We start from the raw sequence: 14,742 nt of genomic DNA, 5'->3' as shown, positions 1-14,742 counted from the left end.
GTTCGAATCGCCTCGCCCGCTCCAGTCGGTCCTCCCAAACCAGCCGCGTCACAGGTGTTAGTAATCATTCAGCCTGATACCGCCGTTTCAGCAGGCGTGACGCGGTAATATTCTCCCGGCCGTAGCACGGTCTTAAGTGCAGACTTAAGATCGGAGCGCCATCTGGGGTTTCCGGCTTGCCGGACTGGGAGGCCCCACCGCCTGCACTTCGCCCCAAATCCTTCAAGCTAAATTCCGTTCGTGATTGTGTGCGAGGGACAAACGGACGGTTCTCTCAGTTCGGCGAATGGGGCGCGCAATTTCGCTTACAGGCATCCCCTGCCAGTAAAGAAAGGCTGCAATCCAAGGGTTTGCGAGCGGAACTCGCCGCTGAAGGAGATGCGACATGTCTGCCAGTGCTTTCGTGTTTTCTGCTCCTACCAACTTTTCCACCCGCGACTTGCCCTTCGGATTTTGCGGTATGAACAGTTCAGCCCCTCCGAATTCGAGTAGGAACTGAACGGTGAGGTCCGGGCCAAGCACTGAGTAATACGGCTGAACCTGTGCCGTAGGCTTGGGGAAAACGGTCAAAGATGCCGTAGCGCTCACAGGTACGCTTGATGCGGCGCACCGCTGCGACTGCGTTCTCCGTTCGGGCTAGGGTCAGGACCCATTGATTCCCGCGTAGGCGCGCGATTCACGGCTTCGCAAATGGAGCGGTGAACATGTCTGATCTTTTCTGGCTGACAGATGCGTAGATGGCGCGCCTCGAGCCCTTCTTTCCGAAGTCCCACGGCAAGCCCCGCCTCGATGATCGGCGGGTGTTGAGCGGGATTATCGTCATAAATCGTAATGGCTTAAGGTGGCGTGATGCGCCCGCCGCCTTCGGGCCGCACAAGACACTCTACAATCGTTGGAAGCGGTGGAGCGACAAGGGTGTCTTCGCCCGGATGATGGCGGAACTGGCGGCCGAGCATACCGAAGAGAAGACCGTGATGATCGATGCAACCTACGGTGGGCGGGAAAAGCCGACCACCTATCACAAGCCCTTTATTGAAATCATTGAATTTTTTCGAAGAGACTATGTGCTGCACCCGGAAAATGTAGCGGTATCTTTCGAATGGTATCAAACTTGCTGGAATCCAGACCTAATAACCTTCTGAAAATATATGATAAAAATTTCAGCAGGCATCAAACTGAATGAAACCCGTCAACAGGCGACTGTTTGCATGCCCCCCCCCACCCTCTTCACCTCCCGTCCGCGCTGCAGTTCATAGCTTTGCCTCCACTGAACAAAGCGCTTTTTGATCAAAAAAATTGACTGTTCCGGCAATGCCCGCCAATCCTTGCACCATCTCTCTGGCAGCAAAGGAACCGGCCGCATGTCCTCCGTGATTTACCCAACGACGAATTTCACCGCGACGGAGCAGCTCTGCATCACCCATGGTGAGGGCATCCACGTCTACGACAGCGACGGCAAGGAATACATCGAAGGGCTCGCGGGCCTGTGGTGCACCTCTTTGGGCTATTCCAACAGCGAAGTGGTCGAAGCCATCACCGAACAGCTGCACCGCCTTCCCTTTCAGCACACATTCGGCGGCAAGACCCATGAACCGGTGATGCAGCTGGCCGACAAGCTCAAGGCGATGGTGCCGGTGGAGGACGCCTATTTCTTCTTCGGCAACTCCGGGTCCGACGCCAATGATTCGCACTACAAGATGCTGCGCTACTACTTCAACGCGATCGGCAAACCGGAAAAGCGCAAGATCATCACCCGCGAACGCGGCTATCACGGTGTCACCGTCGCGGCCGGCGCCCTGACCTCTCTGCCCGCGAACCTGGCCCATTTCGATGCCCCGCTGGAGGCCCTGTCGATCCTGCGCACGGATGCGCCGCATTACTATACCGGCCGCAAGGGCAATGAGACCGAAGCGCAATTCGTCGACCGCATCCTGACCTCGCTCGAAGATCAGATCCTCGCCGAGGATCCCGCCACCATCGCGGCCATGATCGTGGAGCCGATCACCGGCGCCTCCGGCGTGATCGTGCCCCCGGAGGGATATTACGAAGGGCTGCAGGCGCTGCTACGCAAACATGACATTCTGGTCTGGGCCGATGAGGTCATCTGCGGTTTCGGCCGCACCGGAGCCGATTTCGGCAGCACCACAATGGGCATCAAACCGGACCTGATGACCTTCGCCAAGCAGCTCTCCTCGGCCTATTTCCCGATCTCCGCCGCGGTCATCCCCGGCTGGATGTATGACGCGATGATCGACCAGACCAACCAGGTCGGCGTCTTTGGCCATGGCTACACCTATTCCGGCCATCCCGCCGCCTGCGCCGCCGCTCTGAAAACGCTCGAAATCTACGAACGCGACGGGATTTTCGAACATGCCGCAGAGGTCGGTGCCTATATGCAGACCCGGCTGCGCGAGATGTTCGAAGACCACCCAATGGTGGGCGAAGTGCGCGGCAAGGGCCTGATTGCGGCGCTGGAGCTGGTGTCGAACAAAACCACAGGCGCCACCATCGCGGGCGGCAAGGGCGGCGCGGCGGCTGTCCAGGCCTGTCAGGCCGAGGGGCTCATTCTGCGCGCCGTCGCGGGCAACGCTCTGGCCTTCTGCCCGCCCCTGATCATCACCAGAGACGAAGTCGACGAGATGCTCCGACGCGCCAAGGCAGGTGTCGACGCAGCCTACGATCAGCTCAAGTCCGAAGGGTTGCTGGACGGGTGATCCCCGGGCGCTGGCTGTCCCTTGCTGGCTCATCCGGGGCGCGGGGACAGGGACATCTGGGACATCTGGGCGGGGCCCTGCGCGTATCGTGCACGGCCCCATACCACCGGAAGATAACGGCGCCACATCCCGCCCGCAAAATCTCGCCCGCAAAATTCCCGCCTGCCGGATCGCAGCCAGTCAAATCCTAGCAAGTCACATCCCAGCCTGTCCGATACAGCCCGCCTGACCAGCTGTGCATCGGCCTCAGGTGCATCAGCACCCTTCCATCGGCTGCCGTGACAGGGACCGGCTTTCCCTCTCGGGAAAGCTCATCCAGTGCGCCGCGAGGCGCTCCTTTGGGTTACCTCTCAGAACACGTTATAGGTCATCGTGGTCAGGGATCGCTCAATGTTCGGGATCTGCAGAAGATGGTCATTGATGTATTTCCCCACATCCGCGCCTTGCGGAATATAGAGCTTCATCAGCAAGTCATATTCGCCGCTGGTGGAATAGAGTTCCGAGTGGATCTCCCGCAACGCAATATCTTCGGCAACCTTGTAGGTGGTGCCGGGTTTACAGCGGATCTGGATAAAGACACAGGTCGACATAACGGGCCTCGAATTCTGTCAGGTCTGATTGCCCGGCAACGTCGCATGCGCCGCAACAAAGGGCAATCCCGCGCAGGCCGCCCCATTGATGTCACAGCCCCTGCCTTTCTGCCTTCCCGGGCTTGAGCCCCCCCGCGCCCCCGCCTTATAAGCCACGGGCATAGAATGAGGACCTTCCCATGCGCACAGCCCAGGTTTCCCGCTCCACGGCCGAAACGGAGATCTCCGTATCGGTCAATCTTGACGGCAGCGGCACATATGACAATCAGACCGGCGTCGGCTTTTTCGATCATATGCTGGACCAGTTGTCGCGCCATTCGCTGATCGACATGACCATCCGCGCCAAGGGCGACTACCACATCGACGACCACCACACGGTCGAGGATACCGGCATTGCCCTCGGCCAGGCCCTGGTGCAGGCGCTCGGCGACAAGCGCGGCATCAATCGCTATGGCGAATGTCACCTGCCGATGGACGATGCGCAGGTGCGCGCGGCGCTGGATCTGTCGGCCCGCCCGTTTCTGGTGTGGAATGTCACCCTGCCGACCGCGAAAATCGGCACCTTCGACACCGAGCTGGTGCGCGAGTTCTTTCAGGCGCTGGCGACCCATGGCGGCATTACCCTGCATATCGACCAGATCCACGGGGTGAACAGCCACCACATCGCCGAGGCCGCCTTCAAGGCCGTGGCCCGGGCGCTGCGGACCGCCGTGGACGTTGATCCCCGCAAGGCGGACGCGGTCCCCTCCACCAAGGGCGCGCTCTGATCCCGCTGAGGGCGCCGCCCCGGTGACGGGCGGCGCGACAGCGCATGCGGGCTGGCCGCGTCCGGACCCATGGATCACATCGCCCTGCCCCCTGCCCCGCCTGGCCCTACCCCTGGCCATCCCCCTGGCCATCTCCCCGGCCATCCCACTGGCCATCCCCTTGACCATTGCCCATTTTGCCGCCACTTCCTGAGGTCTGAGACACAAGGACACTGCGCCCATGCTGACCGCCATCATCGACTATGAATCCGGCAACCTGCACTCCGCCGAAAAAGCCTTTCAGCGGATGGCCGCAGAGGTCGACGCGGGCGAGGTTGTGGTCACCTCAGATGCAGAGGTCGTGGCCCGGGCGGACCGTCTGGTGCTGCCGGGCGACGGTGCCTTTCCGGCCTGTGCGGCTGAACTGCGCGGGCACAAGGGGATCTATGACGCCATGGTCGACGCGGTTGAAAATCGCGGCCGGCCCTTCCTCGGCATCTGTGTCGGCATGCAACTGATGGCCACCACCGGCCATGAATACGAGGAGACTGCGGGCCTCGATTGGGTCGCAGGCGACGTGGTCAGGATCACCCCGCAGGATCCGGCGCTGAAGGTCCCGCACATGGGGTGGAACGATCTGATCATCGACCAGCCCCACCCGATCTTCGAGGGCATCCGCACCGGGGATCACTGCTATTTTGTGCACAGCTATCACTTCCGCGTCGCCCGGCCGACCGAGCGCCTGGCCCATGTCGACTACTCCGGCGATGTCACCGCCGTGGTGGGCCATGACACCGTGCTCGGCATGCAGTTTCACCCGGAGAAAAGCCAGCACGTGGGGCTGCGGATGATTGCGAACTTCCTCAAATGGGCCCCTTGACCGTCAGGGGGTGATGACGCCTCGCCCTCCGGCCGGGTTTTGCCGTGACTATCGTTTCCTGGACTATTGATTACTGGGGGCGCCTGAGGTCAGGCATGACTTGCGGTCGGCAATGGACACCGCCTTTCTGACAAGGCATATGGGCGTGACCTTTCTTTCTCGCCAGGCCAGATCTGCCTTGTACTTGCGTTTTGAAAAATTCAGCCACCGGGACGGGCAGCACCGCTATCTGGTGCTGAGCCTGACGCCGACCCTGTTCGGCGACTGGTGTGTGGTTCAGGCCTCCGGCCCGATCGGCAAGCCGGGCGGCCACGAGCGGCGCAACTACTGTGCCTCGCTTGATGAGGCGCAGGCCCTGTTCGACAGCGCCCGCGCACAGCAGGTCAAACGCGGCTTTGTCCCGATCCCGGTCCAGATGGGGCTGTTCTGAGCGGTCCGGATCTGACCTGAGCGCGCAGGCCTGTGGCCTGCCCGGCGCAGCCTGCTCTGCCGATCGCTGCCCAGCCTGCTGCGCGCATCGCTCTGCTGACCGTTCTACCGGCCGCGCGTCTGCTTGGTTTACATGGCCGGCTTTACTTGGCCCGGTTTACTTGGCCCGGTTTACTTGGCACGCGTCCAGGTCTGCTTCGAACAGATCAACCCACCCGCGACGCAGCCACGCAAGCGAAGAGAATTTCCGTTCAGATCCATCTTGCCGATGTAGATCTTGTCATTTGACGGGCGCCAGACCTTGCCCTCATAGGCACCGCCGCCCTTCGGTTTCATATCGATCACCAGCCTCTTTCCGAGGTTCGGAGATTTATACTCGCCACTGTCATTGAAGGTGCGCGCGATGGTCCCGCAGAGGCCGCCGCCGCAGGGCGCCATGGCCACATGGGCATAGGCGCCATCGTCGGGTTCCGTTTGCCAGGTGCCCTCAATCGGGTCTGCAGCCAGTGCAGCGCTGGCAAGGCCCGCCGATACCGCGAGAATAGCAATCATCTGTTTCATGGTGTGGTTCCTCCCTACTGCGGCAACTGTGACCGAGGCCGGGCCACGCAGGCAAGATTGACCTCGGGTCGCCTTGCCGCGCTGGCGCCCAGGCCCTCACCTTTCCCGGCCGCCGCACGCCGCAGGCCATGCGTTGCAATTGTCGTGCCGCTTGGGCAAAAGGGCGCTCAGACGTTCGAAACCACCACGAAGGGTGCATATGATGATCCTCTACCCCGCCATCGACCTCAAGGACGGTCAGGCCGTGCGGCTCCTGCATGGCGATATGGACAAAACCACGGTGTTCAATGACAACCCGGCCGCACAGGCGCTGGAGTTCGTCGCGGCGGGCTGTGAGTGGCTGCATCTGGTCGATCTGAACGGCGCTTTCGCAGGAGAGCCGGTCAATGCCCGCCCGGTGGAAGAAATCCTGAAACAGACCAATGTGCCGGCGCAGCTGGGGGGCGGGATCCGCGATATGGCCACCATCGAGCGCTGGCTCGACAAGGGACTGGCCCGCGTCATTCTCGGCACGGTGGCGGTAGAAAACCCGGCCCTCGTGCGGGAGGCCGCAAGGGCGTTTCCGGGCAAGGTCGCCGTCGGGATCGACGCCCGCAACGGCAAGGTTGCAACCAAGGGCTGGGCCGAGGAGACCGACGTGGATGTGACCTCCCTCGCCAGGTCCTTTGAAGATGCCGGTGTGGCGGCACTCATCTATACCGATATCCTGCGCGATGGCGCAATGAAGGGGCCAAACATCGACGCCACCGCCACTCTGGCCAAGGCCGTATCGATCCCGGTGATCGCCTCCGGCGGTGTGTCATCCCTGGACGATCTGCGCGCGCTCAAATCCTGTGGTGCTCCGCTGAATGGCGCAATCTCGGGGCGGGCGCTCTATGATGGCGCTATCGACCTGAAGGAAGCTCTTGCCGTCCTGAAAGACTGACCTGCGTTGCCTCTGGCCTACACGCGTCGGAGGAGGTGTTTCGCTTCGGGCTGTGCCCGAAGCGACCGGCGCGGCGCGTGTCCTTTGGACACGCGCCGCGCCGCCCAGCCCAACCTCGCGAGGGTCGACCCCAAAGGGGGCGATCCCCGCGTGGGCGGGAGCACACCGGAGGCTCTTCGTGGGGGGATGCATTTGCGCGCTTCATAGGCAGGCTTCACGCCACTGCGATCCTCCGCCGGGCGCACTCTGTACCTTGCTTCCCTGCGATACTGATGCACCCGCGCACTGGTAGACTGGCCTTTTTCAGCGGCGCATGGCATTGATCGACCTGATCCGCAAGAGGCCTCGCTGAACCATGCTGAAAACCCGCCTGATCCCCTGTCTCGATGTGGCCGATGGCCGTGTGGTCAAGGGGGTGAATTTTGTCGGCCTGCGCGATGCAGGTGACCCGGTCGAGGCCGCACGCGCCTATGACGCCGCCGGCGCTGACGAAATCTGTTTTCTCGACATCCACGCAACCCATGAAAACCGCGGAACGATGTTCGACATGGTCCGCCGCACGGCCGAGCAGTGTTTTGTTCCGCTGACCGTGGGCGGGGGCGTGCGCAGCAAGGACGACGTGCGGGCGCTGCTGCTGGCGGGGGCGGACAAGGTGTCGTTCAACTCTGCCGCCGTGGCCAACCCGGACGTGATCGCCGAGAGCGCCGACCAGTTCGGCAGCCAGTGCATCGTCTGCGCCATTGACGCCAAATCCGTAGCGCCCGGCAAATGGGAGATCTTTACCCACGGCGGCCGCCGCGAAACCGGAATTGACGCGGTCGACTTTGCCCGCCTGGTCACCGCCAAGGGCGCCGGTGAAATCCTGTTGACCTCGATGGACCGCGACGGCACCAAATCCGGCTTCAACCTCGAAATGACCCGCGCCGTCTCTGACGCCGTGGCCGTGCCGGTGATTGCCTCCGGCGGCGTCGGCAACTTGGATCACCTGGTCGAGGGAGTGACCAAGGGCGGCGCCAGTGCGGTCCTCGCGGCGTCAATCTTTCACTTCGGCGAGTACACCGTGCAAGACGCCAAACACCATATGATCGCAAACGGCATCCCGATGAGGCTCCAATGACCCTGCTGCACGAGCTAGAAGCCACCATACAGGCGCGCAAATCCGCAGATCCGGACACCAGCTGGACGGCCAGGCTTCTTTCCAAAGGCCCCGAGAAATGTGCCGAGAAATTCGGCGAAGAAGCGATCGAGGCGATCATCGAAGCGGTCCGGGATGACAAGGCGGGCCTCGCCTCCGAAGGGGCCGATGTGCTCTATCACTTCCTTGTCATGCTGGCGGCGCGCGATGTGTCACTGGACGACGTTCTGGCCGTGCTTGCCCAGCGCCAGGGTCTCAGCGGCATCGATGAAAAAGCCGCGCGGCCATCCGCATCCTGAACCGTCCCGACGCGCGACGCCGCAGCGACCCCGGCAGGCACCAGTCGCGACGCGCGCCCGCCTTGCCGCAGGCAAGGCGCCCGGCCCAACGGGAGGGGCTGCATTTCAATGCAGAACCCGACGGGCGGGAGCGCCCCCCTCGCCTCTGGCCTATAGTTTTGATGATATAATTCCGGTCGCAAAGCCACCCTGCCGCAGCTCCCCGAACAATCGCTGGTATTCGATCTTCGGACAGCGGTTCTGGATCACCGTCACCCCCCGCGCCTCTGCCATGGCGGCGGCTTGCGCATTCTCAACGCCGATCTGCATCCAGACCGTGCGCAGCTGCGGAAAAACCTCCAGCGCCTCTTCCACAATAGGCGGAACCGCCTCGGAGCGGCGAAAAACATCGACCATGTCCACCGGCACTTCCACGTCCCGAAGTGAAGCTCGCACCGTTTCTCCGAACAGCTCCCTCCCCGCGTGGCCGGGATTGACCGGGATCACCCGGAACCCCTTCAGCTTCAGATAGCGCGCCACATAGTAGCTCGGCCGCACCGGATTAGGAGACACCCCGACCACGGCGATGACCTTGGTCGTTGTCAGGATCTTCTTGAACAGAGCATCGGAATACATGGCCCCACATTGGCGCCGCCATTGCGCCCTTGCAAGGCCTGTTGCACCACGAAGCCTCTGTGATCCCGCTGCGAACTATCTGCGAACCGTCTGCCAGAGAAGAGAAAAAGCGCCCGAAGCAACTTCGGGCGCCAGGTGTGGAACGAGGGACAGTGAAAAAGATCTGTGGCCGTTCCAGAGCCACAGCCTGATTTTGAATGTGGTGCGCAGATGGGGAAATGAAAGGGCTGCTCTCACTTTCGTGAACGGTGTGCGAGCTTTGAGGCTTGACTTTGGGGTCTTGCGACAGAGGGCTACGTCACTCGCCCCGCAGAATATCCGGCCAGACAGCGCGGGCGGCCTGGATCATGGCATCGTGGTTCGCCCGCCAAAGATCTTCAACCCTCTGATTATGAAAGAGAAAGAGCTGGCCATCGACGATTTCCCACGCCAGCGGGTCGCCATCGGACATCCGCCCTCGGGCCATCCCATATGCGCAATGCCCCCCGAACCGAGGCGCAAAGGCACGCGGGTTCGACTCAAACCGCGATTGATTCTCCGCCGACTGAAACAGCCAGACCGCCCCTTTCCACATCACCGCATGCGACCGGTGCCCGCGCGCCGGGGTTTCGGCGAAAAAGAAGGACACGGGATCGTAGCCACGGATGGCGATGCCGTCCTGAACCGAGAAATAGACCGTGCCGGCCATCGCACGCTGGCCGGCCACGACACCAAGCGAGGCGGCCAGCAGCAGCCCACAGGCCATGGTCAACAGAAGCGATTTCAGACGGTACAGCAGCACATGAGATCTCCGGCTTTGATGAACAGGCAGAGAATGCCCAAACCGGCTAGATGAGAAAAGAGAGCATACGCGAAATTGAACACCGCGTGAGCGGAGTGACTCAGGAGTGCAACACGCCCACCACTCCGCTTGGCGAAAGCCTAGTCAAAGAGGTCCTCAATGACATCGAAAACCTCTTCGAACACCGACTTCCAGGGCGATTTCCGGCTCTTTTTCTTTTTGCGCGTCGGGCTGCCGTCCCGATGGATCGATGCCCCCTTGCGCTCTGTGTGATACGAGGCTTTTTTCGGCTTCTTTTTCCCGGCCCGCGGTAATTTCGTTCCCTTGAGATCCGGTTTTGCCGCCTTTGGCCTCTGCTCAACCAGGGGGCGTTGCTTCTGGGCCGACAGGGGCGCCCCGCAGGTGCCGCACACCAGCGCATGCAGCCGCGCATCCGGCGTGAACACTGATTGCACACTACAATAGCAGCAGGTGATCACCTTGCCGCCGGATATACTTCGATGTGCGATGGCGACCTCCTGTGCCCGTTCAGCCCCTCAGGGACGCATATAGGGAGATCGCGGCCGCATTTGAAACATTGAGCGAGCCAAAACCGCCCGCAGCGTCGATTTTGACCAGCTTGTCCACGGTTTCCTTGGTTTTTTGCCGCAAGCCCGGGCCTTCTGCCCCGAGCACCAGCGCGATGGGATCGCCGCTGCGACCTGCGACCGCCTGCTCGATGGTGTCCTCGGCCTCCCCGTCGAGCCCCAGCACCAGATAGCCCATCTGCTGCAGTGCGACGATCGTATCCGCAAGATTGCGCATCCGCAGGTAGGGCTGGCGCTCCAGCGCACCGCTCGCCGTTTTGGCGAGCGCACCGGTTTCAGGCGCGGAATGGTGGCGGGTTCCAATCACGGCCGACGCCCCGAGCACCTCGGCAGAGCGCAGGATCGCCCCCACGTTATGGGGATCGGTCACCCGGTCCAGCAGGAGCACCCGCGGCACCTCGGCACCGATGCAATTGTCCTCAAGCCCGCCCCAGTTCAGCGGTTTCACTTCCAGCGCCGCCCCCTGATGCACCGAGCCCGGATCGATCGGAACGGAGAACTTGCGCGGCTCCACCACCTCGGGTGCGATGCCTGCCTCGGTGATCGCCTCTTCCAGCTTGATCTGCGCATTTGGCGTGACGACCAGGCGCAGTTTTTCGCGCTTCGGGTTCAGCAGAGCATCGCGCACGGCATGCAGACCAAAGAGCCATACGGTCTCGGCCCCGGCCGCTTTCTTGGCCTTTTCCTTGTCCACCACCCAGGCGGGCTTCTTGCTGGGTTTATTGCTCATGCTATGCTCCGGAAACAAAATTCGAGACGGCGGAAAAAAGATACGCTTTTCCTGTTGACGCCCGTTTGGTGCGCTAGTAATCACGCCTCCACGTCAGGTGCAACATGCTTCTGACAGTGGGCGACAGGCCGCAAGGTGTGGCAGGGGACTGTAACTCCCTCGCGGAGACGCACGCCTGGTTCGATTCCAGGGTCGCCCACCACTTTCCCTTGATTTTATTCAATATTTTCCTCACAAGGGGTCTATGGGCCTGTGTTGCGCAAAAACTGAGTAGGATTCACGACAGGAATCCAATGTTATAGCTTGCGTGGATGGGCATACCCGAAAAGACGATCTACAAGACCACGAACAGGCATGACTACATTCGAGCACTGAGACAACGTGGTTCGCTGACCGTCTGGTTCGATCCGGCGATGGTGTGGGAGTCAGCGCCCTCCGGCAAACGTGGCCGCCAGCAGACCTATAGCGATGCTGCCATCCAGGCGTGCCTCACGATCAAAGTCCTGTTTGGCATGGCGCTTCGACAGACGGCCGGGTTCACGGCGAGCTTGTTGAAACTCGCAGGCCTTGACTGGTCCGTTCCTGATTTCAGCACCCTGAGCCGCCGTCAGAAAACCCTTGCCGTGAACATTCCCTATCGGGAGTCGCAGGGGGCGTTACACCTCTTGATTGAAAGCACGGGGATCAAGGTGGAGGGTGAACGTGAGTGGCACGCGCGCAAGCAAGCATGGCGGCCTCAAACGGCGTGTTTGGCGTAAGATACACCTCGGAATAGACAAAGAAACACTGGAAATCCGAGCCGTTGAAGTCACCACCAGCAACGTTGGAGATGCGCCGATGCTTCCAGCTCTTCTGGAGCAGATTGCTCCGGACCAAGACATCGCAACCGTCACCGCTGACGGCGTCCATAACACACGCCGATGCCACAATGTTATCGCTGACCGTGGCGCCGCAGCAATAATTCCACCGCGCCGGAACGCCAAGCCGTGGAAGCCGACAACTGCTGGAGCCAGAGCCAGAAATGAAGCGCTGTGAGCCTCGACATATCTCGGCAGAGCGCTCTGGAGACGCTGGAGTGAGTATCACCGACGAAGTCGTGTTGAAACGAAGATGAACTCTGTGAAGATCCTCGGTCAGCGCCTTATGGCCCGTGACTTTGACCGCCAGGTGGCCGAGGTTCAGATCCGCGCCGCGGTTCTGAACCGTTTCACGGCACTCGGCATACCCGTCACAATTGCTGCTGGCTAAGTGTGTCGGGGGAAAGGGGAACTGCGGCAAGTTTCAGATTTGCGCAACAGCGCCGGTACGAATGGAACGCGCATTCGACATATGGAGACGGTCAGAGGCCGGAAGCCATCACGAGGCGAACACCATCCACCTCGGAGAGCACCATGCCCCACAGAGGCAATGCAAACTGCTGTTGACATAGCCGCAATCAGAGAACCTTCTCAATGAAGCTCGGGAAGAAGATCGAGATGCTCTTCGCCCACCTCAAACGCATCCTCGGGCTGGGACGCCTGCGATTGCGCGGCCCATGCGGTGCAAATGACGTTCGCTTCGGGCTTTCGCGGCCCCACTGGGGCCACGGTCCCGGCTCACTCCTCCTCGCCGCAACTGCCCAGAACCTCCGCAAACTGGCCAAGCATTGCCCGGCAGGGTATTGGCAAAGCCAATGTACGCGAGGGATCTTTCCTGCACCGCAGCAACCACGCAAAGCCTGATAGGAAAGGCGCCCGCGCCCAACTCCAGCGACGAAATTCTGCGCCCGCGATCGGGTGATTTTCCACGGCATCAACCCGAAGTCACCGATACTGCGTATCGCATCAATGGCCGCATTCTAAAGCTGGCACGCGGCTCGGGTCGCGTTCACCATTGCCATCACGATGTCTTTCGGCGCGTTGTCCGATGTCAGAATGGCGCGGTATGAGGTCGGTAGCGGAGGCAATCCGTCTGTCTCGGTCAGTATCTGCAAGCCGTCACCAAGGCAGGATTTCGGGAGCAAACCTATCGCAATACCTGCGCGCAGGGCCGCCTGAAGGCTAGTGAAGCTGCCGCTTTGGAACGCGACCCTGTGCTTTTGCCCTTGCGCGTCGAGAAGTTGTTTTGGCAAATCCCGCCAATAACACGGGCGGTCGAGCACGGCCAACGGCAGGGTGTCTGTTTTGGACCAATCCATGCCCTCGCGGGCGGCCCAGACGATTTCATCTGCGTCAAGGGCGATCCCCCCCGGATCATTCAGGCCGGAACAAACGGCAACGTCGAGCGCGCCGTTTTGGATCAAGGCAGAGTATCCAGATGTGCAACCTGACCGGGCGAGTACCTGGACGCCCGGATGCGCCCTGGAGAAGTGAGCAAGGATACGTTCCAGGACAACGTCATCGAAGTCATCCGGCAAACCCACCCGAATGGACCCCGTGAGCGGCTCACGGAACAGTTGTGCTGTTTCCCGTATCTCAGAGATGATAATAGTGGCGCGCGACAGCAGCGTTTCTCCGGCAGGTGTCAGCACCATGCCTTTTGCGGTCCGCGCAAAGAGCGTCACGCCCAAGCCATCTTCAAGCTTGCGAAGTTGGACGCTGATTGCCGATTGCGTGCGTCCCAGTTTTCCAGCGGCAACGGTGAGGTTGCCGCATTCCGCGATGCGCACGAATGTGAGTAGCAAATCGCTGTCGATGGGCATGCGTTCGTTTTCATTCATGGGCCTCATCGTATGTATTCGCTTTTTCTAAAGCAATGGCAGCCCTACGGTCCGGCCAATATTTGGAGAAACGACAATGGATGCTACACAAGCCGTTATTCTGGATGGCATTGGCCTATTTGGCGGGTATTCGTTTTCAACCACCAGCGCCTGGCAGGCGTCCCATTCTTCAATTTCGGACAGCCGCCAGCGGGTGCATTTCCCGGACAGGCGAGAAGGCTGCGCAAATTCCGCGTTCTCGCCCAAATGGCTTGACGGGTGACGCCGTAAGGCGCGGCAAAGTCTTTGTCGTTGATGTACACAGTATCTGCATCCACTTTGCCAAGAATGCTGACCGATATGTACATATACTCAGCGGGTCGTGGATTTTATCAACTCGTTTCTCACAGCCACCCTCAAGCGCGGATTGCTGCGTTCGCGGAACCACCGCGATACCTCAAGGTATATCCGCTTCATCTCGGCGAATGAGTCATCGTTGAATGAGCATCAGTGAGCGGCTTGGCGACAGTATCACACGCGCTGACAGCCGCCGATGCGTCGTTTCGTGTTGCATGGAGACCATGATGGCCAACAACCTCGTAAACCGCAGTGTCGACAGAGGCCGCATCGCCGCGTCGATACTCCGCTCAATCTCTGACCTGACTTCCTGGGCCAAGGCGATCTCGATCAGATCGCGCGGATAGTCAGTGAATTCCGCCGCCCAATCTCGGGACGTGCTGCGCAGGCGTGCGGCGCAGCAAGCGCGCCGCTTTGCCTATCCCGCCAGCCTACGGTGCTCGCATCCGCGCCAGCCCTTTTCGCCGACGTTGCGGCGCGCTTTTGCATATCTCGCATCCCCTTGCAAATACTCATATCGGACAGTTGCCCAACGCGCGCTGCGGTGGATGCGCACTCTGCAGATGCAGGCCGCAGCCCCCGCAGCCCCCGCAGACGGCGAACATCACATTCACGCCATAGCCCGGGTGCGTGAGCCGCCGCGCGGCAATGGGGGATAGTTCGGGACCCTATTTCGGCATTTCATCACCACATCATACCCCACAAAGGGAGAATGC

Annotated in this window: 15 protein-coding genes, 1 tRNA gene and 3 pseudogenes; 11 read left to right on the top strand and 8 right to left on the bottom strand. The window is 61.0% G+C overall.

Annotation, left to right across the window (positions count from 1 at the left end):
* Window positions 1-222: 222 nt before the first annotated feature.
* Window positions 223-387 carry a hypothetical protein gene (locus FGE21_RS20495; protein WP_255731648.1) on the bottom strand — a complete coding sequence of 55 codons (165 nt, stop codon included), beginning with the start codon at window positions 385-387 and terminating at the stop codon, window positions 223-225.
* Window positions 388-737: 350 nt separating this feature from the next.
* On the opposite strand from FGE21_RS20495, the pseudogene FGE21_RS17595 reads away from it, so the two are divergent.
* Window positions 738-992: pseudogene (locus FGE21_RS17595) on the top strand (transposase); the annotation flags it as partial.
* Between the two features lie 369 nt (window positions 993-1,361).
* Window positions 1,362-2,714, top strand: a complete 1,353-nt coding sequence (locus FGE21_RS17590) for an aminotransferase (RefSeq protein ID WP_139664721.1) — start codon at window positions 1,362-1,364, stop codon at window positions 2,712-2,714.
* Window positions 2,715-3,064: 350 nt separating this feature from the next.
* Here FGE21_RS17590 and FGE21_RS17585 read toward each other — a convergent pair whose 3' ends face one another.
* The gene (locus FGE21_RS17585) at window positions 3,065-3,304 is read right to left on the bottom strand and encodes an Lrp/AsnC ligand binding domain-containing protein (protein ID WP_139664720.1); all 240 of its coding nucleotides are present in this window, start codon (window positions 3,302-3,304) and stop codon (window positions 3,065-3,067) included.
* Between the two features lie 179 nt (window positions 3,305-3,483).
* Between FGE21_RS17585 and hisB the strand changes: the two genes are divergently transcribed.
* The 3 genes from hisB (at window position 3,484) to FGE21_RS17570 (ending at window position 5,360) form a co-directional block, all read left to right on the top strand.
* Window positions 3,484-4,071 (top strand): imidazoleglycerol-phosphate dehydratase HisB, encoded by a 588-nt coding sequence (gene hisB / locus FGE21_RS17580; RefSeq protein WP_139664719.1) that lies wholly within the window; start codon window positions 3,484-3,486, stop codon window positions 4,069-4,071.
* Window positions 4,072-4,291: 220 nt separating this feature from the next.
* Entirely contained in the window at window positions 4,292-4,930 is a 639-nt protein-coding gene (hisH, locus tag FGE21_RS17575) for an imidazole glycerol phosphate synthase subunit HisH (RefSeq protein WP_139664718.1), read from the top strand.
* A 178-nt stretch (window positions 4,931-5,108) separates the two neighbouring features.
* Complete coding sequence (locus FGE21_RS17570) at window positions 5,109-5,360, top strand: WGR domain-containing protein (RefSeq protein ID WP_139664728.1); 252 nt, start codon at window positions 5,109-5,111, stop codon at window positions 5,358-5,360.
* Between the two features lie 170 nt (window positions 5,361-5,530).
* Here FGE21_RS17570 and FGE21_RS17565 read toward each other — a convergent pair whose 3' ends face one another.
* Window positions 5,531-5,920, bottom strand: coding sequence for a DUF2147 domain-containing protein (locus FGE21_RS17565; RefSeq protein WP_139664717.1), 390 nt, complete (start codon window positions 5,918-5,920; stop codon window positions 5,531-5,533).
* A gap of 202 nt (window positions 5,921-6,122) precedes the next feature.
* Here FGE21_RS17565 and hisA point away from each other — a divergent pair, with 202 nt between their 5' ends.
* The 3 genes from hisA to FGE21_RS17550 all read left to right on the top strand — a co-directional run bounded on the left by hisA (window position 6,123) and on the right by FGE21_RS17550 (window position 8,279).
* Entirely contained in the window at window positions 6,123-6,845 is a 723-nt protein-coding gene (gene hisA, locus FGE21_RS17560; RefSeq protein ID WP_139664727.1) for a 1-(5-phosphoribosyl)-5-[(5-phosphoribosylamino)methylideneamino]imidazole-4-carboxamide isomerase, read from the top strand.
* 355 nt (window positions 6,846-7,200) lie between these two features.
* A complete protein-coding gene (hisF, locus tag FGE21_RS17555) occupies window positions 7,201-7,962 on the top strand; it encodes an imidazole glycerol phosphate synthase subunit HisF (RefSeq protein WP_139664716.1) in 762 nt (253 codons plus the stop codon).
* Window positions 7,959-8,279 (top strand): phosphoribosyl-ATP diphosphatase, encoded by a 321-nt coding sequence (locus FGE21_RS17550; RefSeq protein WP_139664715.1) that lies wholly within the window; start codon window positions 7,959-7,961, stop codon window positions 8,277-8,279. The genes hisF and FGE21_RS17550 overlap by 4 nt, the downstream gene beginning before the upstream one ends.
* A 150-nt stretch (window positions 8,280-8,429) precedes the next feature.
* On the opposite strand, the gene FGE21_RS17545 is transcribed toward FGE21_RS17550, so the two are convergent.
* The 4 genes from FGE21_RS17545 to rlmB form a co-directional block, all read right to left on the bottom strand.
* Window positions 8,430-8,894, bottom strand: coding sequence for a CoA-binding protein (locus FGE21_RS17545; RefSeq protein WP_139664714.1), 465 nt, complete (start codon window positions 8,892-8,894; stop codon window positions 8,430-8,432).
* Window positions 8,895-9,192: 298 nt separating this feature from the next.
* Window positions 9,193-9,675: a YHS domain-containing (seleno)protein gene (locus FGE21_RS17540; RefSeq protein WP_255731646.1), complete on the bottom strand. Its 483-nt coding sequence runs from the start codon at window positions 9,673-9,675 to the stop codon at window positions 9,193-9,195.
* Window positions 9,676-9,815: 140 nt separating this feature from the next.
* A complete protein-coding gene (locus FGE21_RS17535) occupies window positions 9,816-10,121 on the bottom strand; it encodes a hypothetical protein (protein WP_255731645.1) in 306 nt (101 codons plus the stop codon).
* A gap of 82 nt (window positions 10,122-10,203) precedes the next feature.
* Window positions 10,204-10,992 carry a 23S rRNA (guanosine(2251)-2'-O)-methyltransferase RlmB gene (rlmB, locus tag FGE21_RS17530; protein WP_139664712.1) on the bottom strand — a complete coding sequence of 263 codons (789 nt, stop codon included), beginning with the start codon at window positions 10,990-10,992 and terminating at the stop codon, window positions 10,204-10,206.
* A gap of 118 nt (window positions 10,993-11,110) precedes the next feature.
* Here rlmB and FGE21_RS20110 point away from each other — a divergent pair.
* From FGE21_RS20110 to FGE21_RS20490, 3 genes and pseudogenes are all read left to right on the top strand, one after another.
* Window positions 11,111-11,194 (top strand) — tRNA-Tyr (locus FGE21_RS20110).
* A gap of 109 nt (window positions 11,195-11,303) precedes the next feature.
* Window positions 11,304-12,240: pseudogene (locus FGE21_RS17525) on the top strand (IS5 family transposase).
* Window positions 12,241-12,455: 215 nt separating this feature from the next.
* Window positions 12,456-12,713, top strand: a pseudogene (locus FGE21_RS20490) (hypothetical protein); the annotation flags it as partial.
* A gap of 116 nt (window positions 12,714-12,829) precedes the next feature.
* Here FGE21_RS20490 and FGE21_RS17515 read toward each other — a convergent pair.
* Complete coding sequence (locus FGE21_RS17515; RefSeq protein WP_176695477.1) at window positions 12,830-13,690, bottom strand: LysR family transcriptional regulator; 861 nt, start codon at window positions 13,688-13,690, stop codon at window positions 12,830-12,832.
* Window positions 13,691-14,742: the final 1,052 nt, after the last annotated feature.

This window comes from Phaeobacter sp. B1627, assembly GCF_006265095.1.
GTDB lineage: Bacteria > Pseudomonadota > Alphaproteobacteria > Rhodobacterales > Rhodobacteraceae > Epibacterium.
This window is presented reverse-complemented; position numbering and strand designations above follow the sequence as displayed.

Bases quoted from the DNA above. Each gene is read 5' to 3' on its own strand.
- FGE21_RS20495 (WP_255731648.1), bottom strand. From the start codon at position 387: ATGTCGCATCTCCTTCAGCGGCGAGTTCCGCTCGCAAACCCTTGGATT.
- FGE21_RS17590 (WP_139664721.1), top strand. From the start codon at position 1,362: ATGTCCTCCGTGATTTACCCAACGACGAATTTCACCGCGACGGAGCAG.
- FGE21_RS17585 (WP_139664720.1), bottom strand. From the start codon at position 3,304: ATGTCGACCTGTGTCTTTATCCAGATCCGCTGTAAACCCGGCACCACC.
- hisB (WP_139664719.1), top strand. From the start codon at position 3,484: ATGCGCACAGCCCAGGTTTCCCGCTCCACGGCCGAAACGGAGATCTCC.
- hisH (WP_139664718.1), top strand. From the start codon at position 4,292: ATGCTGACCGCCATCATCGACTATGAATCCGGCAACCTGCACTCCGCC.
- FGE21_RS17565 (WP_139664717.1), bottom strand. From the start codon at position 5,920: ATGAAACAGATGATTGCTATTCTCGCGGTATCGGCGGGCCTTGCCAGC.
- hisA (WP_139664727.1), top strand. From the start codon at position 6,123: ATGATCCTCTACCCCGCCATCGACCTCAAGGACGGTCAGGCCGTGCGG.
- hisF (WP_139664716.1), top strand. From the start codon at position 7,201: ATGCTGAAAACCCGCCTGATCCCCTGTCTCGATGTGGCCGATGGCCGT.
- FGE21_RS17550 (WP_139664715.1), top strand. From the start codon at position 7,959: ATGACCCTGCTGCACGAGCTAGAAGCCACCATACAGGCGCGCAAATCC.
- FGE21_RS17545 (WP_139664714.1), bottom strand. From the start codon at position 8,894: ATGTATTCCGATGCTCTGTTCAAGAAGATCCTGACAACGACCAAGGTC.
- rlmB (WP_139664712.1), bottom strand. From the start codon at position 10,992: ATGAGCAATAAACCCAGCAAGAAGCCCGCCTGGGTGGTGGACAAGGAA.
- FGE21_RS17515 (WP_176695477.1), bottom strand. From the start codon at position 13,690: ATGAATGAAAACGAACGCATGCCCATCGACAGCGATTTGCTACTCACA.